General features: G+C 59.6%; 22 protein-coding genes. 5 read left to right on the top strand and 17 right to left on the bottom strand.

Features of this window, described 5'->3' with window-relative positions:
- From M0808_RS26045 to M0808_RS26055, 3 genes are all read left to right on the top strand, one after another.
- The coding region (locus M0808_RS26045) for an RHS repeat-associated core domain-containing protein (protein ID WP_247842976.1) at positions 1–721 on the top strand (721 nt) is incomplete at its 5' end.
- Complete coding sequence (locus M0808_RS26050; RefSeq protein ID WP_247842978.1) at positions 721–1,089, top strand: hypothetical protein; 369 nt, start codon at positions 721–723, stop codon at positions 1,087–1,089. The genes M0808_RS26045 and M0808_RS26050, both read left to right, overlap by 1 nt.
- Positions 1,086–1,613: a hypothetical protein gene (locus M0808_RS26055; RefSeq protein WP_247842980.1), complete on the top strand. Its 528-nt coding sequence runs from the start codon at positions 1,086–1,088 to the stop codon at positions 1,611–1,613. Before M0808_RS26050 ends, M0808_RS26055 begins: the two co-directional genes overlap by 4 nt.
- Before the next feature lie 74 nt (positions 1,614–1,687).
- Here the strand turns inward: M0808_RS26055 and M0808_RS26060 are convergent, their stop codons facing one another.
- Both M0808_RS26060 and M0808_RS26065 read right to left on the bottom strand, forming a co-directional pair.
- Positions 1,688–3,478 (bottom strand): bifunctional diguanylate cyclase/phosphodiesterase, encoded by a 1,791-nt coding sequence (locus M0808_RS26060; RefSeq protein ID WP_247842982.1) that lies wholly within the window; start codon positions 3,476–3,478, stop codon positions 1,688–1,690.
- Between the two features lie 133 nt (positions 3,479–3,611).
- Positions 3,612–5,696: a carboxy terminal-processing peptidase gene (locus M0808_RS26065; RefSeq protein ID WP_167734107.1), complete on the bottom strand. Its 2,085-nt coding sequence runs from the start codon at positions 5,694–5,696 to the stop codon at positions 3,612–3,614.
- Between the two features lie 138 nt (positions 5,697–5,834).
- Here M0808_RS26065 and M0808_RS26070 point away from each other — a divergent pair, with 138 nt between their 5' ends.
- Positions 5,835–6,797 (top strand): zinc-binding dehydrogenase, encoded by a 963-nt coding sequence (locus tag M0808_RS26070; RefSeq protein WP_247842984.1) that lies wholly within the window; start codon positions 5,835–5,837, stop codon positions 6,795–6,797.
- A 178-nt stretch (positions 6,798–6,975) separates the two neighbouring features.
- Here the strand turns inward: M0808_RS26070 and M0808_RS26075 are convergent, their stop codons facing one another.
- From M0808_RS26075 to M0808_RS26100, 6 genes are all read right to left on the bottom strand, one after another.
- Positions 6,976–7,629, bottom strand: coding sequence for an HAD family hydrolase (locus M0808_RS26075; protein ID WP_134785810.1), 654 nt, complete (start codon positions 7,627–7,629; stop codon positions 6,976–6,978).
- Between the two features lie 34 nt (positions 7,630–7,663).
- Positions 7,664–8,653 (bottom strand): ABC transporter ATP-binding protein, encoded by a 990-nt coding sequence (locus M0808_RS26080; protein WP_003223124.1) that lies wholly within the window; start codon positions 8,651–8,653, stop codon positions 7,664–7,666.
- The gene (locus tag M0808_RS26085) at positions 8,650–9,450 is read right to left on the bottom strand and encodes an ABC transporter permease (protein WP_007965346.1); all 801 of its coding nucleotides are present in this window, start codon (positions 9,448–9,450) and stop codon (positions 8,650–8,652) included. Before M0808_RS26085 ends, M0808_RS26080 begins: the two co-directional genes overlap by 4 nt.
- Positions 9,437–10,273, bottom strand: coding sequence for an ABC transporter permease subunit (locus M0808_RS26090; RefSeq protein WP_163005303.1), 837 nt, complete (start codon positions 10,271–10,273; stop codon positions 9,437–9,439). The genes M0808_RS26085 and M0808_RS26090 overlap by 14 nt, the downstream gene beginning before the upstream one ends.
- Before the next feature lie 5 nt (positions 10,274–10,278).
- Positions 10,279–11,085: an alkaline phosphatase family protein gene (locus tag M0808_RS26095; protein ID WP_247842996.1), complete on the bottom strand. Its 807-nt coding sequence runs from the start codon at positions 11,083–11,085 to the stop codon at positions 10,279–10,281.
- A gap of 181 nt (positions 11,086–11,266) precedes the next feature.
- Positions 11,267–12,334: an ABC transporter substrate-binding protein gene (locus tag M0808_RS26100; protein WP_027613356.1), complete on the bottom strand. Its 1,068-nt coding sequence runs from the start codon at positions 12,332–12,334 to the stop codon at positions 11,267–11,269.
- A 352-nt stretch (positions 12,335–12,686) separates the two neighbouring features.
- Between M0808_RS26100 and M0808_RS26105 the strand changes: the two genes are divergently transcribed.
- On the top strand, positions 12,687–13,400 hold the full coding sequence (locus tag M0808_RS26105) for a UTRA domain-containing protein (RefSeq protein WP_025113378.1): 714 nt from the start codon (positions 12,687–12,689) through the stop codon (positions 13,398–13,400).
- Between the two features lie 870 nt (positions 13,401–14,270).
- Here M0808_RS26105 and M0808_RS26110 read toward each other — a convergent pair.
- From M0808_RS26110 to minC, 9 genes are all read right to left on the bottom strand, one after another.
- A complete protein-coding gene (locus tag M0808_RS26110) occupies positions 14,271–15,605 on the bottom strand; it encodes an amidohydrolase (protein WP_247842997.1) in 1,335 nt (444 codons plus the stop codon).
- A 66-nt stretch (positions 15,606–15,671) separates the two neighbouring features.
- The gene (locus M0808_RS26115; RefSeq protein ID WP_096797024.1) at positions 15,672–17,825 is read right to left on the bottom strand and encodes a mechanosensitive ion channel family protein; all 2,154 of its coding nucleotides are present in this window, start codon (positions 17,823–17,825) and stop codon (positions 15,672–15,674) included.
- Positions 17,826–17,902: 77 nt separating this feature from the next.
- Positions 17,903–18,079, bottom strand: coding sequence for a hypothetical protein (locus M0808_RS26120; RefSeq protein ID WP_007965354.1), 177 nt, complete (start codon positions 18,077–18,079; stop codon positions 17,903–17,905).
- 196 nt (positions 18,080–18,275) lie between these two features.
- Complete coding sequence (locus tag M0808_RS26125) at positions 18,276–19,565, bottom strand: M18 family aminopeptidase (RefSeq protein ID WP_047598982.1); 1,290 nt, start codon at positions 19,563–19,565, stop codon at positions 18,276–18,278.
- A 172-nt stretch (positions 19,566–19,737) separates the two neighbouring features.
- Complete coding sequence (locus tag M0808_RS26130) at positions 19,738–20,835, bottom strand: hypothetical protein (protein ID WP_134785813.1); 1,098 nt, start codon at positions 20,833–20,835, stop codon at positions 19,738–19,740.
- A gap of 53 nt (positions 20,836–20,888) precedes the next feature.
- Positions 20,889–21,524, bottom strand: coding sequence for an RluA family pseudouridine synthase (locus tag M0808_RS26135; protein WP_027613350.1), 636 nt, complete (start codon positions 21,522–21,524; stop codon positions 20,889–20,891).
- A gap of 91 nt (positions 21,525–21,615) precedes the next feature.
- A complete protein-coding gene (gene minE / locus M0808_RS26140; RefSeq protein ID WP_003223146.1) occupies positions 21,616–21,870 on the bottom strand; it encodes a cell division topological specificity factor MinE in 255 nt (84 codons plus the stop codon).
- Positions 21,870–22,682 carry a septum site-determining protein MinD gene (minD, locus tag M0808_RS26145; RefSeq protein WP_098967914.1) on the bottom strand — a complete coding sequence of 271 codons (813 nt, stop codon included), beginning with the start codon at positions 22,680–22,682 and terminating at the stop codon, positions 21,870–21,872. The genes minE and minD overlap by 1 nt, the downstream gene beginning before the upstream one ends.
- 199 nt (positions 22,683–22,881) lie before the next feature.
- Positions 22,882–23,619: a septum site-determining protein MinC gene (gene minC / locus M0808_RS26150; protein WP_098967915.1), complete on the bottom strand. Its 738-nt coding sequence runs from the start codon at positions 23,617–23,619 to the stop codon at positions 22,882–22,884.
- Positions 23,620–23,733: the final 114 nt, after the last annotated feature.

The following is a 23,733-nucleotide window of genomic DNA, read 5'->3' on the forward strand; positions in this document are numbered from 1 at the left end:
ACAGTATTTCGACGCGGAAAGTGGGCTGCATTACAACCGGCATCGGTATTACGACCCGAGGTTGGGACGGTATTTGACGCCGGATCCCATCAAGTTGGCGGGTGGGTTGAATCAGTATCGGTATGTGCCGAATCCGACGGGGTGGGTGGATCCGTTGGGGTTGACGTCCAATTGCCCGTCGCCGGCGCCCCCTCGTCGCCCGATGAAGCGCATGGTTGGTTGCGTGATAGTTGACGACGGACATCCTCCACTGCCAGCGATGACTGCACAGGAGCGACGAGCAAGGATTGATGAGCTTGGCGAAGAAAATGCTTATAGGCGGTTACATGAGATGGAAGATCCAACAAATGGAGAGCATTTTCTGGAAAAGCATGGTGCTCAAACCACTTTGAATTCTCAGTATGAACGATCGACCTTAGCCAAAAACCCAACCACAGGAATCGTGGAAACCTACAATAGTGGGAGGAGGAGAGGACAGCCTATGACTCCATCTGCTGCAACACACTTCTTGAGTCATAGAGACCAGCTGAATGCTATCTACAGAGCACAACTGATTCTCCGATATACGAATCTACAAATATCAAAACGGCCAATTGATATGGGTAAGGTTATCGGTGAGGGATACAAACGTGGAGGTCTTGACTATGGAAAGCAAACAAGGGCAGTTGTCATTCTTGAGCCAAATGGGCGAGTTAAAACCTCATATACGGATTTTGACTGATGAAGAATAAATATAAAATTGTGGATATAAAAAATTTGCTATTCGTTTTTGATATAGAAAATACAAGAAGTGATGAGAGGGAGAAGGTTATAGTTTCTAAGGATGTGAATAATGATAAAGAGCTTGCTGAGTTGTTTGATGCTCTTTTGAAACCGGAGTTTTTAGATTATACCACTCAAGAACAGGTATCTCTAACTGAGACCGTCGCCCATTTTTTAAATGAGGATGACAATTTCGATCGTGTATTTGGACGGATGACTACCTATTTTGATGAGGATGTTATAGATCAGCGCCGATTTATGCAGGTTTTACTTAGTTGTTTGAGGAGATATCAGCTTGAAAGCTCATGCAGTGAGACTGCTCAATGATTGAGGTCATTGAAGGAAGGTGGTCATTCAACGACTTTAAGCGATGGACTCGCGGTGAATCGAATGCGGATCTATTTGGCGATCAGTATGTTGAGGATCCCGATGCAGTGGATCTGAATATTTTGAGCGAATGCGGAGACGCAGGTTTGCTGGAACTAGTGTCAAATCCAAATTGTAGGGAGCGCCTGTATTTTGCAAATCTCCTGGTTCTTAGTCTTTGTAATGTTTTTAGGATGGGGCGAAGTTTGCCTTTTCAGTTTTCGAGAATGATGGGGATTGAAAGTCGCGAAGTTTATCTGGAGGGTGTGATGGTAGATGCGGGTCGCTTGTACGACAAATGTGAAGTTATTAATTCAATGAGTAAGTCTATTGATCCAGCTATAAAGTCTTTTTACAAGCAGATAATGGATTTTCGACACGATAGGATAAGCCTTGTGAGTGAATTTTATCAGAGTTGTGTAGCGCGATTCGATTTGACGCTGTTTGATGACCTATATGGTAGTTCTGAAAAATTTAACCAGTAGCTAATTGAGGATGTATGAATTGCCCCCCTTCGCGAGCAAGCCCGCTCCCACAGGGGATTATGTCTGCTGGGGAATCAGCGTTGGCCAATCAGTTGCGGCAGTTGAAGGTCGGCAGCAGCAAGGCTATCAATCACATGCACGCTATATCCCGGAACATTCTTCGCATGATGCTTCGCCTGCGAAGCCATTTCCGCGAGTTGGCTGGCATCCAGTTCTGCGCAGGCCTCGGGTTGCAGGTGGACGACGCCGATCGATAACGAGAGCAGCGGAAACTCCTGCCGCACACCCTGGCGATTCGGCGCGATGAAGCATCCCGCTTCAAGATGCTCAGGGCGATAGAAGCGCCGGCATTGGCTCTGGAAGTCGTCGAGCAGTTGGTTGAGGCGTTTGCGCCAGTCTTCCGGGCCGAGCACCAGCAGGAAGTCGTCGCCGCCGATGTGGCCGACGAAGTCGCGGGACGGGTCGACGCGTTCGTTCAGACATTGCGCCAGGCACAGCAGGACTTCGTCGCCACGGCCGTAGCCGTAGATGTCGTTGAAGGGTTTGAAGCTGTCGATGTCGACGTAGCAGATGATCGATTCGCGGCCCTGTTGCAGCAGGCGGGTCAGGCATTGCTGGATCGGCACGTTGCCGGGCAGCAAGGTCAGCGGGTTGGCGTAGCGGGCTTGCTGGATTTTCAGTTCGGTGATCAGTTTGAGTACATCGATCACCCGACCGAGGCCGAAATAACTGCCGTTGAGGGTGATGATGAAATCTTCTTCGATGCGCTGCCGGGCGCGGCTGGTGATCAGGCGGCTGACCTGTTGCAGCGACTGGCTCATTTCCACGGCGAGGAAGTCGTCGTTCATCAGGCGGCTGATCGGCTTGCGGGCGAACAGGTCGGTAGCAAACGGCTTGAGCAAGGCGTCGGACAGCGAATGGCGATGGACGATGCCGCACGGCTGGCCCTGTTCGTCGAGCACCGCCAGTGAGTTTAGATTGGCCTGGCGGCGGAAGGCTTCCAGTACGGTGGCAGTCGGTGTGTCGCGATGCACCGCCGGTTGGTCATTGAGCAGGGCGCTGAGGTCGCTGCCCTCGTCGTTCAGCGCCACGGCGCTGCTGTCGTGTTTTGGCATCAGGGCCCGGGCATCGCGGGGTGGATGCTCCTGAGGGCGAGCGAGCAGGTAACCCTGCACCAGATCGACGCCCATCTCGGTCAGCACCGCCAGTTCCTCTGGCAACTCGATCCCCTCGGCAATCACCTGTGCCCGTGACGCCTTGGCGATTTGCAGGATCGAGCCGACGAACTCGCGTTTCAACGCATCCTGATGGATGCCGTCGATGAAGTGGCGGTCGATCTTCACGTAATCCGGGCGCAACTCCGACCATAGACGCAAGCTCGAATAGCCGGCACCCAAGTCATCCAGTGCAATCGAAAAGCCCATCGCCCGATAGTGATGCAGGGCGGTTTGCAGCAACTGGAAATCGTCGATTGGCGTCTGTTCGGTGAGTTCGATCACCACTTGACTCGGTGGGATGCCGAAGTCTTGCAGCAGTTGCAAGGTCCGCCCCGGTTGGTGCGCGGCTTCGAGCAGGGATTCCGGAGAGACGTTGAGGAACAGCTTGCCCGGCAGTTGCTGCTCGTTGAAACGACGGCAGGCAGACTGGCGGCAGGCAATTTCCAGTTCGCTCAAGCGGCCGGCCTGACGCGCCACCGCGAACAGCGCGATAGGCGAGTGCAAAGGGCTGTTGGACGGGCCGCGGGTGAGGGCTTCGTAGCCGAGAATGCGACGCTCGGAGAGACAGATGATCGGCTGGAACAGGCTGTGCAAACCGCTTTGAGTCAGGATCGAGCTCAAGGCACTCAGCTGTTCGGTCGTGGTCATGGCAATCTCTGGCGATAAAAAAAGGACTGGGAGCGCTCTTGCTTGAAGAGGCGCTCCCAGTCCTTTATTTCACGACAGAATGATGACTGTTTGATGACGCTCCGGGGAGCGTCACCACTAAATTGCCATCATCTTACTTCTTGGCCACCTGATTGCTCAGCTTCAGGTAATCGAGCAGCACGCGCCCGGTTTCGCTCAGGTAGGCGTCGTCTTCCGGTTTGACCTTGTCCGGCTCAGCTGCAGCCAGCGCGTCTTCATCTTCTTTCTTCAGCTCTTTGAGCGGTTCTTCGCCTTTGGCTTTGCGACGGATGTTTTCCATGGCCAGTTGCTTGGCATCGATGTCCGCATGCTGGGCACGGCGGTCGGCTTCGTTGAGGCTGACGGTTTTTTCTTCCATCAGCTTCTGCGCCAGGGCCAGCTTGTCACGGATGAACACGAACTCGGCGTCTTTGGCGCTGCGTGCGTCATGCTCGGACTTGAGCTGCGCCAGGTACGGCTTGAACGGATCGGAGGCCGGCTTGATCGCTGCCTTGATGGTGTCCCACGGCATGGCTTCCGGCAGGGCGCTTTCGCCGATTTCCTTGGTGTCGATGATCGACGGGTAGTCGATGTCCGGCAGTACGCCCTGATGCTGGGTGCTCTGCCCGGAAACCCGGTAGAACTTGGCCAGGGTCAGTTTCAGTTCGCCATGGTTCAGCGGCTGAATGGTCTGCACGGTGCCTTTGCCGAAGGTCTGGCCACCGATGATCAATGCGCGATGGTAGTCCTGCATGGCGCCGGCGAAAATCTCCGAAGCCGAGGCGGACAGGCGGTTGACCAACAGTGCCATCGGGCCTTTGTAGAACGCGCCCGGGTTTTCATCTTCCAGTACATCGACGCGGCCATCGGCGTTACGCACGAGGACGGTCGGGCCCTTGTCGATGAACAGGCTGGTCAGCTCGGTGGCTTCCTGCAGAGAACCGCCGCCGTTGTTGCGCAGGTCGATGACCACGCCGTCGACTTTCTCTTTCTGCAGTTCGGTCAGCAGTTTCTTGACGTCACGGGTGGTGCTCTTGTAGTCCGGATCACCGGCACGGAACGCCTTGAAGTCGAGGTAGAAGGCCGGGATCTCGATGATGCCGAGCTTGTAGTCCTTGCCGTCCTGTTTGAGGTTCAGCACGGATTTTTTCACCGCCTGGTCTTCAAGCTTCACCGCTTCACGAGTGATCGGCACGATCTTGCTGGTCTGGTCGTTCGGCGCATTGCTGGCCGGAATCACTTCCAGGCGCACCACGGTGCCTTTCGGGCCGCGGATCAGCTTGACCACTTCGTCCAGGCGCCAGCCCACCACGTCGACCATCTCTTTGTTGCCCTGGGCAACGCCGATGATCTTGTCGGCCGGTGCGACCTGCTTGGTCTTGTCGGCCGGGCCTGCCGGCACCAGGCGCACGACTTTCACTTGATCGTTGTCGCTCTGCAACACGGCGCCGATGCCCTCGAGGGACAGGCTCATGTTGATGTCGAAGTTCTCCGCGTTATCCGGCGACAGATAGTTGGTGTGCGGGTCGTAGGACATGGCGAAGGTGTTGATGTACGCCTGGAAGATGTCTTCCGCGCGAGTCTGGTCCAGACGCGCCAACTGGTTCTTGTAGCGCTTGGTCAGGGTTTCCTGGATCTGCTTGGAATCCTTGCCGGCGATCTTCTGCCGCAGCACTTCGTCCTTGACGCGTTTGCGCCACAGGTCGTCGAGTTCAGCGGTGGATTTGAGCCAAGGGGCGTCCTTGCGATCGATCAGCAAGGTTTCCTTGGTGGTGAAGTCCATCTTGTCGACGCCCTTGTTCAGCTCCGCAATGGCGAAGTCCAGGCGCGCCTTGACGCGGTCCAGATAGCGCTTGTAGATGGTGAACCCGGCGTTGAGGTCGCCGCTTTTGAGGAAGTCGTCGAACTGGGTCTTCCACTTGTCGAATTCGGCGATGTCGCTGGCCATGAAGTAGCTGCGCGACGGGTCCAGCAGCTTGATGTAGCTGTCGTAGATGATCACCGAGCGCGCATCGTCGAGCGGCGGCTTGCTGTAGTGGTGACGCTTGAGCAACTCGACGACGTTGAGGCTGGCGATCACTTCGTCGCGATCCGGCTGCAACTTGTCCCAGCTGTTGGCTGCGAATGTAGTGCCCGACACCGGCAACAAGCCGATACCGATGAAAAGAGCGAGGGCGGTGCTGGGGAGCAAATGCTTCATGCTGATTCGACGCGGGGACAATTGATAACGCATATTAGGCCGTCTTTGAAGTCGCCGGTTCTACGAGAGCCGGTCGCATAATGCAAAAAGCCCGGCGCTACAGCTTCGGGCTCAGTCCAGACTCACTATGGAGGCACTGTGAAGGCATTGCAAGGCGTTGAAGGTCAAGTGGCATGGCTTGAAGAGCCGAGTCCGGCATGTGATGTAGGACAAGTGCGCATTCGCGTGGCGGCTGCGGGCCTCAATCGCGCCGATTTATTACAGAAAGCCGGGCTTTATCCACCGCCGCCGGGCGCCAGTCAGGTGCTCGGTCTGGAGTGTTCCGGGGTGATCAGCGAAGTCGGCGCCGGCTCGTCCTGGCAGGTCGGCGACCGGGTCTGCGCCTTGTTGGCCGGGGGCGGAATGGCCGAGGAGGTGGTGGTCGACGGACGGCACGTGCTGCCGGTGCCCGAGGGCGTTTCGTTGATCGAGGCCGCGGCATTACCCGAGGTTTATGCAACGGTCTGGCTCAACGTGTTTCAACTGGCGGCGCTGAAACCCGGCGAGAAGGTTCTCCTGCACGCCGGGGCCAGTGGAATTGGTTCAGCCGCCATTCAGCTATGCAAGGCGTTCGGCAATCCCTGTTGGGTCAGCGTCGGGTCGGCTGAGCGATTGGCCTACTGTGAGGCGCTGGGAGCCCAGGGCGGCGTGGTGCGCACCGATGATCTGGAAAGCCTGCGCGACTTCGGGCCGTTTGACGTGATCCTTGATCCGGTCGGCGGCAACTATGCGGCACTGAACCTCAAGCTGACGGCGCTGGACGGACGCTGGGTACTGATCGGCCTGATGGGCGGACGTGAGGCGAAACTGGACCTGGCACAGGTACTGGCCAAGCGCGTGCAGTTGCTCGGTTCGACGTTGCGCAGTCGCGACGATCAGTTCAAGGCCGACCTGTTCAGCGATTTGAGCCAGCATGTGTGGCCGCTGTTTGCCGAAGGGCGGTTGAGTCCGCAACTGGCGAAAACCTTCCCGGTAAAGGATGCCGAAGCGGCGTTTGCCGAGCTGGCGAGCAACAAAGTTGCCGGCAAACTGGTGCTGGTGGTCGACGAAAGCCTGACCTGAAAACACCGAAAAACCTGTGGGAGCGGGCTTGCTCGCGAAGGCGGTGAATCAGACAAGAATTTATCGACTGACACTCCGCCTTCGCGAGCAAGCCCGCTCCCACATTTGGATCTATGTTTAGCCGGATTTTTCGGCAAGCTCCCTTGCCACAGTTAAGCGTCCATATTTGGATCTTTGATTATTTCCAGAGATGGATCGGCCAGCCGGCTTTTTCGGCGTGCTCCAGCAGGACCGGATCCGGATTCACCACATGCGGGAAATCCACCTTCAGCAGCAACGGCAAGTCATTGCGTGAGTCGGAGTAGAAACTCGCGCCTTCCAGATTCTCTTCCTCGGCATCCAGCCATTCCAGCAGGCGGGTGATCTTGCCTTCGCGGTAGGTCAGCGTGCCGACGGTCTGGCCGGTGTAAACGCCGTGTGCGACGTCGAGTTCGATGCCCAGAATTTCGTCGATGCCCAGGCGCTCGGCGATCGGTTTGACCAGGTGCGTGCCGGAAGCCGAGATCACCAGAATCCGGTCGCCGGCCTTGCGGTGGGCGGCGATGGTTTTGGTCGCGTCGCTGAAGATGATCGGTTCGATGAAGTCTTCCACCCATGGGCCGACCAGGTGTTCGACCTCTTCCGGGGTGCGCCCGATCATCGGTTCGAGGCTGAATTCCATGTACTCTTCCATGCGCAATTTGCCATGGCTGTAGGCGTCCATCAGCTCGTTGTTCTTGCGCATGAACGACTCGGGATCGACCCAGCCCAGGCGCCCCATCTGCTCGCTCCAGAGGGTGGCGCAGTCGCCATGGATCAGGGTTTCGTCCAGATCAAAAATTGCCAGGGCCATCAGTGCAGTTCTCTCTTCAACGTCAGCAAAGTCATCAGGCTACCTCACACAGGGCCGTCGGATCGATGGAAAGCGCCAGACGCTGACCGTCGGGATGTAGATCCGCCGCCGAGCGGTTGAGCACGTCCACCACCAGTTCCACGCCACGCGCCTCGACTCGATAGCGGATCACGTTACCGAGCAGGCTGTGGCTGCGGATCTGCGCATCGAGCTCGCCGTTGAGACTCAGCTCGATGGCTTCCGGGCGAATCGCGATGCGGTGGTTGATCGGCCGTTGCAGCAGCTTCGAGGCGCTGTCGGCGTCGAGCAGGTTGTAGTTGCCGATGAAGCCGGCGGCGAATATGTCCACTGGCGCGGTGTAGAGGGTTTCGGCATCGCCGCTCTGCACGATTTTCCCTTGGTTCATCAGGAAAATCCGGTCGGACATGGTCAGCGCTTCTTCCTGATCGTGGGTGACGAAAATCGTGGTCAGGCCGAGTTCGCGCTGGATCTGCCGGATCTGTTCACGCAGGTGTTTGCGAATTCGTGCATCCAGCGCCGACAGCGGTTCATCCAGCAGCAACAGGCGTGGGCGAGTGACCAGCGAGCGGGCGAGGGCAACGCGCTGGCACTGACCGCCGGAAAGCTGATGCGGATAACGACTGGCGAAGTCGTTGAGCTCGACCAGTTTCAACACCTCGGCGACACGTTTGTGGCTGTCGTCGGCATTGACCTTTTGCATGCGCAGGCCGAAGGCGACGTTCTGCTCGACGGTCATGTTGGGGAACAGCGCGTAGCTCTGGAACACCATGCCGATCCCGCGCTTTTGCGGACTCAGCGGCACGATGTCGACGCCATCAAGCAGGATCTTGCCGCCATCCACCGGCGTCAGCCCGGCTATGCAGCGCAGCAGCGTGGACTTGCCGCAACCCGATGGGCCGAGGAGGGTGACGAATTCACCCTTGTTGATCTCGCAGTTGATGTCGCTGAACACCGTAGTGCCCGCGTAGTTTTTCTGCAGGTGTTGGACGCTGACATAGCTCATTCGCTTTTGTCCTTGTTCAAGATGTTGGCGATCCAGGTCAGGACCAGCACGAAAAAGAAGTACGAGATCACCAGCGCACTGGTGAAGTGGCCGCTGCTGTTGCGCATGTTGTTCAGGTACACCTGCAGGGTTTCGTAACGCGTGCCGACGAGGATGTTGGCGAACACGAACTCACCGAACAGGAACGAGAACGACAGCAGCAACGCGACCATCAGGCCCTTGCGCAGGTTCGGCAGCACCACCAGGAACGCCGCCTGAAAGGTGCTGGCGCCAAGCAGTTGCGCGGCGTCCATCAGGTCGCGCAGGTTGATCGCCTGCAGGTTGTTGGTGATCGCCCGGTACATGAACGGCAGCGCCACGGTGAAGTAGCAACCGATCAGAATCCACGGTGTGCCGACCATCGCCAGCGGCCCGGAACCGTACAGTTGCAACAGACCCACCGACGACACCACCGGCGGCACCGCGAAGGGCAGCAGGATCAGGATGTTCATCAGCGCATCGAGTTTCGGGAAGTGGTAATGCACCACAAACAGCAGCGGCAGGATCAGCACCACCGACAGCACCAGCGCGCCGACGCACACCAGCAGCGACTGGCCGAAGGCATGCAGGAAGCGCGGGTCGCTCCACAACTGGAGGTACCACTTGAAGGTGAAACCGCTGGGCAGGATGGTCGCCGACCAACTGCTGGCAATCGAGTAGATCAGCGTGCCCACCAGCGGCAGCAGCAGAATCGCGAACAGCAGATAAACCACGACGCGGTGGTAGACGCCGGCCGGGCCGGATTCAGCGCGAGACATGGTAGCTCCTCTTCAACAGCAGTTGATGCACGACGGTGACGATGGTCATCAACGCCACCAGCACCACGGCCAGGGCACTGGCGAGATTCGGATCGAGGGAAATATCCCCGGAAACCATTGCCGCGATGCGGATCGGCAGCACGTTGAAGTTGCCGGTGGTCAAGGCGTACACCGTGGCGTAGGCGCCGAGGGCGTTGGCCAGCAGGATCACGAACGTGCCGAGCAGGGCCGGGGTCAGCACCGGCAGACCGATGTGGCGCCAGAACTGCCAGCCGTTGGCGCCGAGCAGCGCGGCGGATTCGCGCCAGTCTTCACGCAAGGCGTCGAACGCCGGGTACAGCAGCAGCACGCCGAGGGGAATCTGGAAGTAGGTGTAGAGGATGATCAGACCGGTTTTCGAGTACAGGTTGAAGTCCTGAATGATCCCGGCCTGCTTGAGCATGATCGTGATGCTGCCGTTGAAGCCGAGCAGGATGATGAACGCGAACGCCAGCGGCACCCCCGCGAAGTTGCTGGTCATGTTGGCGAAGGCATTCACGAAGTTGCGCAGTTTCGAGTCGACCCGGCGCAACGAATACGCACCGAGCACGGCGATGATGATGCCGAATACGCTCGACCAGAAACTGATCTCCAGGCTGTACTGAATCGCCTGCAAATAGAACTTCGAGCTGAAGATCTTGCTGAAGTTTGCGAAGCCCCAGCCGAACTCCTCCGATTGCAGGCTGTTGATCATCACCCAGACCAGCGGGGCGATTTCGAACACGATAAAGAACAGCGCGAACGGCACCAGACACAGGGCCGCCAGCCATTTGCCGCGAGTCATGGCATTCACTTGAGCAGCTCCCGGCACACAGGTTTGTCGTGAGGGACGCCGAGCAGTTCGCAGACGGTGCCGCAGATCTCGGTCTGCTTCGGCGCGGCGTCAGCATTCAGGCTGAAGGCGTTGCCTAGGACGAACAGCGGCACCTGGCGTTCTTCCGGCAGCAGGCCGTTGTGCGAGCGGTCGTTGTTCATGCCGTGATCGGCAGTCACCAGCACCTGATAACCCGCGTCGAGCCAGCCTTGCAGGTAGTCGGCGAGGATGATGTCTGCCGAGCGTGCGCTATTGCGGTACTGCGAAGAGTCGAGGCCATGCTTGTGCCCGGCGTCGTCGATGTTCATCGGGTGGATCAGCAGGAAGTTCGGCGCATGGCGCAGGCGCAGGTGTTCCGCGTCGGCGAACAGGTGCGAATCCGGGTAGTGATCGTTCCAGTAGAAATGCCCGTGCTGGATCGGTAACGCTGGATCGTCGGTATGACGGTCGCGGGCCGCTACGAACGGTGAGCGGTTGTACAACTCGCTGACCCAGTGATAAGCCGCTGCGGCGGTTTTCAGGCCGGCGTCGCGGGCGTAGTGATAGATGCTGCGCTGATTGGACAGGCGCGCAACGTTGTTGTGGACGATGCCGCTGTCGATCGGCGGCACGCCGGTAAGGATGCATTCGTAAAGCGGTCGGGACAGGGCCGGCAACTCGCACTCCAACTGATAGAGCGCGGCGCGTCCTGCGCCAACGTAAGCCTGCAGATGCCCCATGGCGTGACGCGCGACCTCGTAATTGAGACCGTCGAGCACGACAAGGATGACGTTGTGCTTCATAGGGGCAAAAACTCCGCGAAAACAGGAAATTTCAGATTCAACCTGGATCCCCTGTGGGAGCGGGCTTGCTCGCGAAGGCGGAGTGTCAGTCAATAGATGCTTGACTGATCCACCGCATTCGCGAGCAAGCCCGCTCCCACATTTGGATCTCCAATGGATCCAGCAGTGGGGATTTACAGGATTACTTCATCTCTACGATGACTTCTTCGTTCCACTTCTGCGGCAGGGCCTTGGAGGTTTTTTCCCAGGCGTCGGCGTCCTTGATCGGCGTGACCTTTTTGTACTGCTCGTTCGGCAGCAGCTTGGCCTTCACGTCTTCCGGCAGTTGCAGGTGCTCGGCACGGATCGGACGAGCATTGCCGCGAGCGAGGTTGGTCTGGCCGGCGTCGCTGAAGATGTATTCGCGGGTCAGCTTGGCGGCGTTCGGGTTTTTCGCGTACTTGTTGATGATGGTGGTGTAGCCGGAAATCACCGAGCCATCCGACGGGATCAGCACCACGTAGTCATCCGGGTTGGCCATCTTGGCCTTGTAGCTCAGGCCGTTGAAGTCCCAGACCACGCCGACTTCGATCTCGCCTTTTTCCATGGTGGCGATGGTCGGGTTGGCCATCGACAGGCGACCCTGCTTGGCGATGTCTGCAAACAGCAGCAGGGCCGGCTGGATGTTTTTCTCGTCGCCACCGTTGGCCAGGGCAGCGGCCAGTACGCCGTTGGCGGCTTGCGCGGCGGTGCTCACGTCACCAATGGAAACCTTGTATTTGCCGCCCTTGAGGTCAGCCCATTTGGTCGGGACTTCGGAGCCGTGCAGCAGCTTCTTGTTGACGATGAAGGCGATGGTGCCGGTGTAGGCCAGTGCCCAGTTGCCGTCCTTGTCCTTGGCCCAGTCCGGGACTTGATCCCAGGTGCTTGGTTTGTACGGTTGCACCACGCCCTGCTTGACCGCGATCGGGCCGAAGGCCGCGCCGACGTCGCCGATGTCGGCAGTGGCGTTGTCTTTTTCGGCGGCGAACTTGGCGATTTCCTGGGCCGAGCTCATGTCGGTGTCGATGTGTTTCAGGCCATAGGTCTTGGCCAGGTCTTCCCAGGTGCCTTTCCAGTTGGCCCAGTCATCGGGCATGCCGACGCTGTTGACGGCGCCTTCCGCTTTCGCAGCGGCTTCGAGGGTTTTCAGGTCGGTACCCGCCGCCATGGCGGAGGTGCACATTGCAATGGTCGAGCCTAACAGTGTTGCCAGGAAAAGCTGTTTCATTCCGAAGCTCCTTGGTCGTGTTCAACGCTGCGATTGCGGTTTGTGTTGGTCTAGGTCAGCAATACCTGAGCCAATTTAAGGTGGCTGGATGACACTTTGATGTCGGCGGTCGCCCGGCAGGCCTTTTATTGGCCCGGTTTCGGCGCTTGCCCGGTAAGCGTAGACCAAGGTCAAAGCCCCGGCGGACAAGGCACTTGGCCGATGTATTGCAAGTCATGAGGGCGACCGTCGGGCGGGTTTGTCATCTCTCGGTCATCTGCACTGCCTAGGCTTGCAATACAAGGAAACGGCTTGCAGGCCGTACGGTTTTTGCCCCGAAATAGTGCTGGTCTAGTCCAGATAGGTAACGTTGATGCGCGATGAGGCAACAAAAGCGGTGACAGCCATCGGCCAGGTGCTGCAGGAGCAGCTCGATCACGGCCTGCTCGCGCCCGGGAGCAAGTTGCCGGCCGAGCGCAAGCTCAGTGAGTTGTTCGGCACCACGCGCATTACTGTGCGTGAGGCCTTGTTGCAGTTGGAGGCGCAGGGGCAGATCTATCGCGAGGAGCGCCGTGGCTGGTTCGTTTCGCCGCCACGTCTGGCGTACAACCTGATGCAGCGCAGTCACTTTCACGCGATGGTCAGTGCGCAGGGGCGGGTGCCGTCGACCGAGGTGATTTCGGCGCGGTTGCAGCCGGCATCGGTGGCGGTGTGTGCGTTGTTGCAGTTGCCTGCTTTGTCGAGCGTGATTCAGATTTGCCGGTCGCGGCGGATTGACGGGCGGCTGGTGTTGTATGTGGAGCATTATCTGAATCCGCAGTATTTTCCGGGGATTCTGGGATTTGATTTGAATCAGTCGATGACCGAGCTTTATGCGCGGCATTACGATTTGCACTATGGGCGGGTGCGGTTCGAGATTGTGCCGACGTCGTTGTCGGTGGATGCGGCGGCGGCTTTGCGGGTTTCTGTCGGGAGTCCGGGGTTACGGATTGCTCGGGTCAATTATGATCAGCATGAGCGGTTGATTGATTGTGATCTGGAGTTTTGGCGGCATGATGCGATTCACGTTGGTGTAGATGTTGTTTGACCTTGGCGGCCTTTGGGCCGACCAGGTTCTTGGGGTTTTGGGTTTATATCCGTTGCTTCGGGTGTTGCCACTGGCGGTTTCGCTTTTACAGCGAGTCCCTTTGGCAAACGCCCCAAAGGAACCAAAGGTCTGTGCCCTGACGTTCGGCCCGCTCGCTAAAGCTCGGGGTTCCTTCGCTCCGGGATCGATCCGGGCGCATCGCCTCCGGTTTGCTTCGCTGCACCTCCTCTCGATGTGTTCGACTTCGTCGAACGGTCGCTTCGCTCCCACCCCCGGATCAATCCCTCCGCTCAGCCTGCCGACGGGCCGGTGAGTCAAGATCAAGAGCTTTCGGCGAGCTGACACTCGGCCATTTGAGTGGTGAAGAGCCTGCGGTCGGCTTTTGCTTTTCTGTAGGAGTGAGCCTGCTCGCGATGGCGGCCTGAAAGCCGACCAATCACCAACTTCCTGCACTCAATCCAACTGTGGGAGCTGGCCTGCCAGTGGTGGTGACCTCTCAGCCGACCAATCTCCAACAGCCCACACCCAATCCACTGTGGGAGCGAGCTTGCTCGCGATGGCGGCCTGACAGCCGACCAATCTCCAACTGCCTGCACCCAATCCCACTGTGGGAGCGAGCTTGCTCGCGATGGCGGCTTGACAGCCGACCAATCTCCAACTGCCTGCACCCAATCCCACTGTGGGAGCGAGCTTGCTCGCGATGGCGGCCTGACAGCCGACCAATTTCCAACTGCCTGCACTCAATCCACCTGTGGGAGCGAGCTTGCTCGCGAAGGCGGCCTGACAGCCGACCAATCTCCAGCTGCCTGCACTCAATCCACCTGTGGGAGCGAGCTTGCTCGCGAAGTCGCCCGCACAATCACCCCGTCTCTATCTGGCCAGCTCAGCATTCCCATACAAATAATCCGTCGCCAGCGACGCCATCGTCCTCACCCCAACCACCAGCGCCGACTCGTCCACAAAGAACCCCGGATTGTGATTTGGCGCCGCCTTGCTCATGTCCTGATCCCGTGGCGTCACCCCCAGAAACACAAACAGCCCCGGCACTTCCTTGGCAAAGAACGAGAAGTCTTCCGCGCCGCCCACCAGCGGTGCATTGACCACGTCATCCTTGGCGGCCCACTTCAACGTCGGCAGCATTTTCTCCGTCAGTGCCGGGTTGTTGATTGTGGGGTCATATTTTTCGATGATGGTCACGTCGGCTTTCGCGCCGCCGCTTTCGGCGATTTTTTCGATGGTCTGGCGAACGTCGCTGTGCAGTTTCTGGCGGATGCCGTAGTCGTAGGAGCGGATGGTGCCGCTCATGTCGACAGACTCGGGAATGATGTTGTAACGGGTGCCGCCGTTGATGGTGCCGATGCTGACCACCGACGGATAGGACGAAATATCGGTGCGGCGGCTGACCACGGTTTGCAGGCCGACGATGGTTTGCGCGCCGACGGTGATCGGGTCGATGCCGTCCCAGGGGCGGCCGGCGTGGGTTTGTTTGCCAAGGATTTTGATGCGCAGGTCGTCGGAGCTGGCCAGGGTGGCGCCGGGGCGGTAGGCGATCTGGCCGGCGGGGACGCCGGCCCAGACGTGCAGGCCGAACACCGCGTCGGGTTTCGGTGATTTCATCACGCCTTCTTCGACCATCATTTTCGCGCCCCAGGTGTTTTTGCCGTCGGGGATGAAGTCGCTCGGGCCTTCTTCGGCGGGCTGGAAGTAGAAGACCACGGTGCCGGGCAGAGTGTCGCGCAAGCCTGTGAGAATTTTCGCCGTGCTCAGGAGGATCGCGGTGTGGGCGTCGTGGCCGCAGGCGTGCATCACGTCGACTTCTTTGTCCAGATAAGTGCCTTTGGCTTTCGAGGCGAAGGGCAGGTCGGCGACTTCCTTGACCGGCAGCGCGTCCATGTCGGCGCGCAAGGCCACGGTCGGGCCGGGCAGGGCGCCCTTGAGGATGGCGACCACGCCGGTGCGGGCGACGTTGGTTTTGACTTCCAGGCCCAGCGCCTTCAGTTGTCTGGCAACCAGTTCCGCAGTGCGTTTCTCGGTGTTGCCCAGTTCCGGGTGCGCGTGGATGTCGCGGCGGGTTTCCAGCAGTTCCGGTTCAAGTGCCTTGGCTTGCGTGGCGATCTGTTCGCGGGTGCTGTCCAGGGTGGCGGCGCTGGCGGTGCCGGCCAGCAGGGTGAGCAGAACGGTCTGGGCGATACGTGTCAGCTGCATCGGGTGTCTCCATGGTTATTGTTTTTCTGGCTTCCCTGCCTGTGACCCGAGTGTCTGCACGAAGTGCTATTCCTTCGGCTGGCCACCACCGGCAGTGATGACCTGCACGCTCATGCGTGGCGTCGCCAGATCGAGTCCGGCTTCGTCCAGATGGCGTTTGAGCGACAGGTTGAACGCGCGGGAAACTTCCCATTGTTTGATCGGTGCGGTCTTGAAGCGCGCTCGCAGAATCGCGCTGCCGGACTCGAAACTTTCCACGCCCTGGATCTCCAGCGGCGACCAGATGTTCCGCCGTTGCAGCGGGTCGGTGCGCATTTTCTGGCCGACGTCGCGCATCAGTTTGATCGCGTCGTCGATTTCCATGTTGTACGGCACCGCCACGCGGAAGATCGCGTAGCCGAATTCCCGCGAGTAGTTCTTGATGCTTTTGATTTCGCTGAACGGAATGGTGTGGACGATGCCGTCGATGTCGCGCAGGCGCACGGTGCGTATGGTCAGGCCTTCGACGGTGCCGAGGTGGCCGCCGACGTCGACGTAGTCATCAATGGCCAGCGAGTCTTCGATGATGATGAACAGACCGGTGATCAGGTCCGCCACCAGCGACTGTGCACCGAAACCGATGGCCAGACCGATCACACCGGCACCGGCCAGCAGTGGCGTGACGTTCATGCCCATGTTCGCCAGGGCGACGATCAGCGCGATGATGAAAATCGCCACGAACAGCACGTTGCGGATCAGCGGCATCATCGTCTGCGCGCGGGCATTCGCCAGGCCTTTGCGCGAGCGGGTGAGGGCGTGGTGCACGGCGGTGTCGGCGAGGATCCAGATCAGCCAGGAGAAAATCAGCGTGCCGATCAGGCTGAACAGTTTGACGCTGACGTCATGCCCTTCGCCCTCGGCAAAGCCGATCAGCGACTTGCCCCACACGCGCAGGCCGAGCTCGATGAAGATCAGCCACACCAGCAGGTGGGCGAGGGTGTAGAAGAAGCTTTTCAGGCGCTCCGAGTACAACGCATGGCGCTTCGGCCCGCGTTGCGGTTTGAGTGAATGACGGCGCACGAGGCCGTTGATCACCATGCACATCACCAGCAGCACCGTGCAGATCAGCGACTGACGCAGGGCGGTGCTGGTGTCGCCGGCGGAGACGAAGGTGGCGAACAGCGAGATCCCGACCAGCACCAGCGCCGGCACGTACCAGAAGGTGCCGAGGATATCGATGGTGTCGCTGAGGGCGCGGCGGGTCAGGCGGCGGGACAACGGCTGGTTGCGGATCAGGTGCGCGATCGGCCGGCGGAAACGCAGGATGAACAACCCGGTGAACAGCGCCGCGAGCACGTTGGTGATGGTCGCGGTGGTGTGCGCCAGGTGCACGCCGAGGCCTTCGACCAGGCGCGGGTCACTCAGCGCTTCACCGAATGCGGCGAAGCTGCCGATCAGCCACAACGGACGGAAGGCCTGATGCCGCAGGATGTACAGCGCCCGGTGCCGGTGCGGGCCGTCGAGCAGCGAGAAGGCGATCACGCAGATCGCCGAGAAACAGGTGCCGACCACCAGCGCATAAGCCAGCACCATCGCCAGGCTTTTACCCAATGACGACGGCAGCGCGTAGCTCATGTAAACGGTGATGACCAATGCAATCAGCCACGGCCCGAGCTTGCGCAGGGCGAAGCGCAGCATGTCGAGGGCCTTGGGGTGTTGCGGCAATTCTTCGGTCAGGCCGAAGCGCATGCGCACCCGGTGACCGAGCCAGATCAGCGCGGCGGCGAGCAGGCTCCAGACCATCAAGATCACCGCGAAGCCGAAGATGATCGGCAGCCATTCGCTGGCCGGCAACATCAGGTTGTCGAGTTCGTCCCTGGCCAGATCGAACTCGTCGGACCAGCGGGTCAGCGGGCTGTCGTCACCGGAGAACTGTTTCTCGAAGCTGGCCAGGGTGCCGCCGATCAGGCCCAGCACGCCTTCTTCCGGTGAAGCCTGGGCTTTCTTGGTGGCGTCGCGCAGCTTTTTCAGATCGCTGAGCAATTGTGCGCGTTGCTTGTCGTTTTCCAGCGACTTGATGACTTCATCCAGCGACTGGCCCAGCGGCTCTTGCGCCTCCGGCTGCGTCTTGGTGGTGTTGAGCAGGCCCGGCAACCCGACCGCCTGGGCAGGGGCCAGCGGCAGCAGCGTCATCAGGCAGACAAGGAACAGGCAGGGCAGAGCAAACAGACGAGCGAACACTAGGCGGTCAACCTCGCAAAGGGGCGAATTGAGCGAGTGTACGAGGCAGCCAGAATCAATGCGAGCCGGGCGCGGATTTATTCGTTGAGTTTGGCGAGGATCTTGTAGACCACGGTCGCCAGGATCATCAGCATGCCGACCCACATGGCAAACACACCGGCGTTCTTGTCGCGGAAGTTGAAACCGATCGCCAGCAGGATCATCCCGGACAGTATCGGAATGAGCATGGCGTGGAAGGAGGACATCGAAATCATGGTGACTGCCTTGTCGAAGGGAATGATTTAAGTCTAGGTCGCTTTTGGCGGAGCGGTTCTGATGTGTATCAGAATTGAGTCAGTCCAATGATGAAATTGTGTTGTCTGGACTACCGCTTTCGCGAGCAAGCCCGCTCCCACAGGTTGAAATGCATTCCAATGTGGGAGCGGGCTTGCTCGCGAAGCTTTTCAGCTTTTAAGGCAACTCGCGGCTGGCGTAGAACGCGCTCAGCACTTTGACCAGGTGCGCCAGGTCGTGGCTGCCGCACAGTTCGCGGATCGAGTGCATGGCGAAGGTCGGCAGGCCGATGTCGACGGTGCGCACGCCCAGGTGGCTGGCGGTGATCGGGCCGATGGTCGAGCCGCAGCCCATGTCGCTGCGCACCACGAAGCTCTGCACCGGTACTTCTTCGGCCATGCACAGGTGGCGGAAGAACCCGGCGGTTTCGCTGTTGGTGGCGTAGCGCTGGTTGCTGTTGACCTTGATCACCGGGCCGGCGTTGAGTTTCGGACCGTGGTTGGCGTCGTGCTTCTCGGCGTAGTTGGGGTGCACGCCGTGGGCGTTGTCGGCCGAGACCAGCAGCGATTTCTGGATGGTGCGGACGAACTCGTCACCTTCCGGCAGCAGGCGGCGCAGGGTCTGTTCGAGCATCGGGCCATCGGCACCGCAGGCCGAGCAGGAGCCGACTTCTTCGTGGTCGTTGCACACCAGCACGCAGGTTTCTTCGGTGTCGGCGGTGAGCAGGGCTTGCAGGCCGGCGTAGCACGACAGCAGGTTGTCGAGGCGCGCACCGGCGATGAAGTCGCCATGCAGGCCGATGACCGCCGCGCTCTGGGTGTCGTAGAAGCTCAGCTCGTAATCCAGCACCACGTCGGCGTTCAGGCCATGTTCGCGGGCCAGTTGATCAGTCAGTACGGCGCGGAAGTCGACGCGTTCGTCACCGGCGAATTGCGCGAGGATCGGCGGCAGCTCGGTCTGCGCGTTGATCGCCCAGCCTTGATTGGCTTCACGGTTCAGGTGGATGGCCAGGTTGGGAATGATCGCGATCGGCGCCTTGAAGTCGATCAGCTGGCTTTCGACCTTGCCGTCGCGACGGAAGGTGACGCGCCCGGCCAGCGACAGGTCGCGGTCAAACCACGGCGCCAGCAGCGCGCCGCCGTAGACTTCAACGCCCAGTTGCCAGAAGCCCTGACGTTGCAGTTCCGGTTGCGGCTTGACCCGCAGACACGGGCTGTCGGTGTGGGCGCCGACCAGACGGATCCCGTCGTGCAGTGGCGAGTTGCGGCCCATTTTGATCGCGACGATCGAGGAGTCGTTACGGGTGACGTAGTAGCGGCCGTTGGCCTCGGTGGTCCACGGCTCGCGCTCGTCGAGGCGCACGTAACCGGCGGCCTCCAGACGCTGAACAAGGCTGGCGGTGGCGTGGAACGGGGTAGGGGAGGCCTTGAGGAAGTCGATCAGGCCTTGGTTCAACTCTTCGCGCATAAGAAGCTCCAGACAGCAATGGGCGCGAGTTTAACGCATCGGCCCGGGAATTGAATCCGGGCAGGATCGGGGTGGGAGCGGGCTTGCTCGCGAAAGCGGTGGGTCAGATGCAGATTTTTGGATGACACACCGCTTTCGCGAGCAAGCCCGCTCCCACAGGGAGTGATGTGGATCAGCGGGCGGCTACGCGTTTTTTCAAATAGTTCATGATGACTTTTTCATCTTCCGGTTTATCCGGACGCGGCAGCTGTTGCGGCCAGGACTTCTGGCTCAGCAGTTTTTTCTGCTGGCTCTCGTCCCAACGCAGAATTTCCCGCGAGGCGCATTCCCACCATTCGTGTCGGCAAACGCTGTAGTACGGATCTTCCGGCGCGGCGCTGCCGTACAGCAGATCACGACCGACCTTGCGCAGGGCGCCTTTCTGGTGGCGCAGCTTCCATTTGATTTTCAATCGGCGCCAGGCCGAGGGGAACGGTTTGACCCGTGGCACATCGCTGCACAGATCCACCAGGCGCTGGCTGAACTGCTCGCCGTGCTGGGAGAAGAAGTACGTCTGCATCGCGTGGAAGAAACGTTTTTCCGCGAAGTAGTGGTAGACGTGTTTGCGCGCTTCCACCACCTGACGCTCGCGCATGGCATACGACAGGGCGATCTGTTCGATGGTGTGGATTTCGAAGCCGCCGAGTGTCCACTCATCAATCAGGCGGATCGACTCTTCGAACAGCGCTGAGTCGCTGTCGGTCACGCCGCACAAGCCGCTGTTGTAGAGCTTGAAACCGTTATCCGGCGTCACGCCGTGGCTGCGCAGGTCGCGACCGAGTTTTTGATAGTCGGGACGCTGGTGCACATCTTTCCAGTCGTACTCGAAGCGATCCATCACCGAGCGATTCGGCTCGATGAATTTGAACAGTTGGCTCGGGTGGCGGGTGAACAGGGTGTCGGTGTCGACGAACAGGGTTTTTTCCGCCCACTGCATGCCCGCGGCGATGGCGCAGGCCTTGCGGCGGTGGTGATAGCCGTGGGTGCCTTGCCAGCGGGTCAGAGTCGCTTCATCCAGCAACACCGTGTCGACCGGCCAGCCCGCATAGTCGTCGGGGCGATCGGTGAGAATGCGGATCGCCGGTCGCTCGCCGTTTTTAGCCTGGGACAGCGCGGTCAGGATGCTGAACTTGGCTTCGCGCCGGTACACATCCTGATTGCCGTAAACCAGGTAAAGCAGTTGATGACGAACTTTCGTGAGGGGGGTTACCAGGGAATCAATACAACTCATCCGAAAACAGAATCCTTGTCCAAAAGAAAACAGCGTCGCCACTCAGGCAGCGCTTAAAACGGTGCCGGGCATTCGAAGCGCAAACGCTCGCCGGTTTGCGGGTGGGTGAAGCTCAGCATGCTGGCGTGCAGGCACAGACGCGGCCAGGCCGCCAAGGCCTGCTCATGGGCGTACAGCCCGTCGCCCAGCAGCGGGTGACCGATGGACAGCATGTGCACACGCAATTGGTGCGAGCGCCCGGTGATCGGCGTCAGTTCGACGCGGCACCAGTCGCCGCAACGTTCCAGTACGCGCCAGAAGGTCAGCGCATGCTTGCCGAATTCGTGGTCGACCACGTGCCGCGGTTTGGTCGGCGGATCGTAGCGCAACGGCAGGTCGATGCTGCCGCTGTCCAGTTCCGGCTGACCCCAGCAGAGCGCAGTGTAGGCTTTCTCTGTTTCACGATCGTGAAACTGCCGCGACAGTTCGCGGTGAGTATCCGCGTCACGGGCCAGCAGAATGATGCCGGAGGTTTCCCAGTCCAGGCGATGGACGATGCGCGCTTCCGGGTAGCCGTTTTCCTGCAGGCGGGTGATCAGGCAGTCCTTGTTGTCGTCGGCGCGACCGGGCACCGAGAGCAGCAACGTCGGTTTGTCGACCACCAGTACGGCGGCGTCCTGATGAATGATGCGGATGTTGGACAACGGCATTAAAACAGCCTCGTAACAAATGCCAACGGCGGCTCAGGGCCATTCCGCGATGGGAATGGCCCTGAGCCGCCGTCGTTCCTGCCGGATCGACTCAGCGATCTGGCAGGGTGATGTTGAGTTCCAGAATCGAGCAACTGCCCTGGCTTTCCAGTGCAACATGTACGTCGTCGTTGCCGATGTTGACGTACTTGCGGATCACGTCGACCAGTTCCTTCTGCAAGGCTGGCAGGTAATCCGGCGTGCTGCGCTGGCCGCGCTCATGCGCCACGATGATCTGTAGACGCTCTTTCGCTACCGAGGCGGTACTTGGCTTTTTGTTGGCACGAAAGAAGTCAAAAAGGTTCATTACCTACCTCCAAACAGGCGCTCGAAGAATCCCTTCTTCGTAACATCGAGGAAACGATGTTCTTTTTCTTTGCCCAGCAGACGATCAACGGCATCGCTGTACGCCTGACCGGCATCGCTCTGGTCGTCGAGAATCACTGGAACGCCCGAGTTCGAAGCCTTCAGGACCGCCTGCGACTCAGGGATAACGCCCAGCAGGGTCACGGCCAGGATTTCCTTCACGTCTTCGACGCCCAGCATCTCGCCATCGCTGACGCGCTGCGGGTTGTAACGGGTCAGCAGGAGGTGTTCCTTGATCGGGTCTTCGCCTTTTTCGGCGCGACGCGATTTGCTGGCCAGCAGGCCGAGCATGCGGTCGGAGTCACGTACCGAGGACACTTCCGGGTTGGTCACGATGATCGCTTCGTCGGCGAAATACATGGCCAGGTGCGCACCTTTCTCGATGCCCGCCGGGGAGTCGCAGACCACGAAGTCGAAGTCTTCCTTCAACTGCATCAGGACTTTTTCCACGCCTTCCTGGGTCAGCGCGTCTTTGTCGCGGGTCTGGCTGGCGGCCAGCACGTAGAGATTTTCCAGGCGCTTGTCTTTGATCAGGGCCTGCTGCAGGTTGGCTTCGCCGTTGACCACGTTGACGAAGTCGTACACCACGCGACGCTCGCAACCCATGATCAGGTCGAGGTTACGCAGGCCCACGTCGAAGTCGACGATCACTGTTTTATGGCCGCGCAGAGCGAGGCCGGTACCGATAGCGGCGCTGGTGGTGGTCTTACCCACACCACCCTTGCCGGATGTAACCACGAGAATCTTGGCCAAGGTGTTTCACCCCTAAGGAAGAAGGACTTTTTAGCCCCTGAAAAACATCTCTTGAAAACTACTGCAGTCGGACAGCCTTGGCTGGAATTCGGCGCAAGTCGCAATTGCCGGGGGCAAACGCTGCTTGTTCCTTTTTCCTACTTCGTTTGAGCCGTTTTCGCTACGTTTTAGAGATGCTTGGAAAATGCGGCAGTATCCGTTAAAGCCGAATGATGTTCAACACGTCGGCCGACAGGCTGACCTGGACGCCGGAGCCCCACAGTGGATCGCGGCGCAAATCTTCGGAAACCTTGTAATGCCCGGCGATGGAGATCAGTTCAGCGCTCAATTGCTGACAGAAAATCCGGGCCTTGGTGTCGCCTTTGACGCCGGCCAGTGCGCGACCGCGCATCGGGCCGTATACATGGATGTTGCCATCGGCCAGAAGTTCCGCCCCCGGACTGACCGAGGACACCACCACCAGATCGCCACCCTGGGCATATATCTGTTGGCCACCACGTACTGGCGTGGTGATGACGCGGGTCGGTTTGACCGTTGGCTCCGGCGGCTTTTCCGGCTTCTTTTTGACTTCCGGTTCCGGCGCTTCCAGCGGTCGCTCGCGGGCGCCGGACGGCGGCAGCACCGGGATGTCGATGGCGATGGCGGCAGCGATGTCTTCGATACGGCTGGCGCGGATCGCCAGGGTGCGCAGACCATGCTGGCGGCATACGCGCATCAGGCCGGGCAGATCGACCGCGCCTTCGCCGGGCGGCAGTTTGTCCAGCGCCAGGACCAGCGGTGCATTGCTGAAGAAATTCGGCGCCTGGGCGACTTTGGCGGCCAGTTGCCGATCAAGGCTGTCGAGGTCGTTGCGGGACAGTTCCAGCACCGTGATGGCCAGCATGCTGCCCTTCAACTGGAACACGGGATCTCGGTCTGGCGTTTCGTTTTGGCTCATATCGGCATACAACGGCTTGTCACTAAAAGTGCCGAGACTTATAACGAGAACGCCCGCGAGCCGCAAGCCGGGTCGAACGATGTAGAATGCGCGGCCACTGAATTTACGGAAGCT

Source organism: Pseudomonas sp. MWU12-3103b (assembly GCF_023100615.1).
GTDB classification, from domain to species: Bacteria; Pseudomonadota; Gammaproteobacteria; order Pseudomonadales; family Pseudomonadaceae; genus Aquipseudomonas; species Aquipseudomonas putida_A.

Coding starts and splice junctions, on each gene's coding strand:
- M0808_RS26050 (WP_247842978.1), top strand. CDS start 721: ATGAAGAATAAATATAAAATTGTGGATATAAAAAATTTGCTATTCGTT.
- M0808_RS26055 (WP_247842980.1), top strand. CDS start 1,086: ATGATTGAGGTCATTGAAGGAAGGTGGTCATTCAACGACTTTAAGCGA.
- M0808_RS26060 (WP_247842982.1), bottom strand. CDS start 3,478: ATGACCACGACCGAACAGCTGAGTGCCTTGAGCTCGATCCTGACTCAA.
- M0808_RS26065 (WP_167734107.1), bottom strand. CDS start 5,696: ATGAAGCATTTGCTCCCCAGCACCGCCCTCGCTCTTTTCATCGGTATC.
- M0808_RS26075 (WP_134785810.1), bottom strand. CDS start 7,629: ATGGCCCTGGCAATTTTTGATCTGGACGAAACCCTGATCCATGGCGAC.
- M0808_RS26080 (WP_003223124.1), bottom strand. CDS start 8,653: ATGAGCTATGTCAGCGTCCAACACCTGCAGAAAAACTACGCGGGCACT.
- M0808_RS26085 (WP_007965346.1), bottom strand. CDS start 9,450: ATGTCTCGCGCTGAATCCGGCCCGGCCGGCGTCTACCACCGCGTCGTG.
- M0808_RS26090 (WP_163005303.1), bottom strand. CDS start 10,273: ATGACTCGCGGCAAATGGCTGGCGGCCCTGTGTCTGGTGCCGTTCGCG.
- M0808_RS26095 (WP_247842996.1), bottom strand. CDS start 11,085: ATGAAGCACAACGTCATCCTTGTCGTGCTCGACGGTCTCAATTACGAG.
- M0808_RS26100 (WP_027613356.1), bottom strand. CDS start 12,334: ATGAAACAGCTTTTCCTGGCAACACTGTTAGGCTCGACCATTGCAATG.
- M0808_RS26105 (WP_025113378.1), top strand. CDS start 12,687: ATGCGCGATGAGGCAACAAAAGCGGTGACAGCCATCGGCCAGGTGCTG.
- M0808_RS26110 (WP_247842997.1), bottom strand. CDS start 15,605: ATGCAGCTGACACGTATCGCCCAGACCGTTCTGCTCACCCTGCTGGCC.
- M0808_RS26120 (WP_007965354.1), bottom strand. CDS start 18,079: ATGATTTCGATGTCCTCCTTCCACGCCATGCTCATTCCGATACTGTCC.
- M0808_RS26125 (WP_047598982.1), bottom strand. CDS start 19,565: ATGCGCGAAGAGTTGAACCAAGGCCTGATCGACTTCCTCAAGGCCTCC.
- M0808_RS26130 (WP_134785813.1), bottom strand. CDS start 20,835: ATGAGTTGTATTGATTCCCTGGTAACCCCCCTCACGAAAGTTCGTCAT.
- M0808_RS26135 (WP_027613350.1), bottom strand. CDS start 21,524: ATGCCGTTGTCCAACATCCGCATCATTCATCAGGACGCCGCCGTACTG.
- minE (WP_003223146.1), bottom strand. CDS start 21,870: ATGAACCTTTTTGACTTCTTTCGTGCCAACAAAAAGCCAAGTACCGCC.
- minC (WP_098967915.1), bottom strand. CDS start 23,619: ATGAGCCAAAACGAAACGCCAGACCGAGATCCCGTGTTCCAGTTGAAG.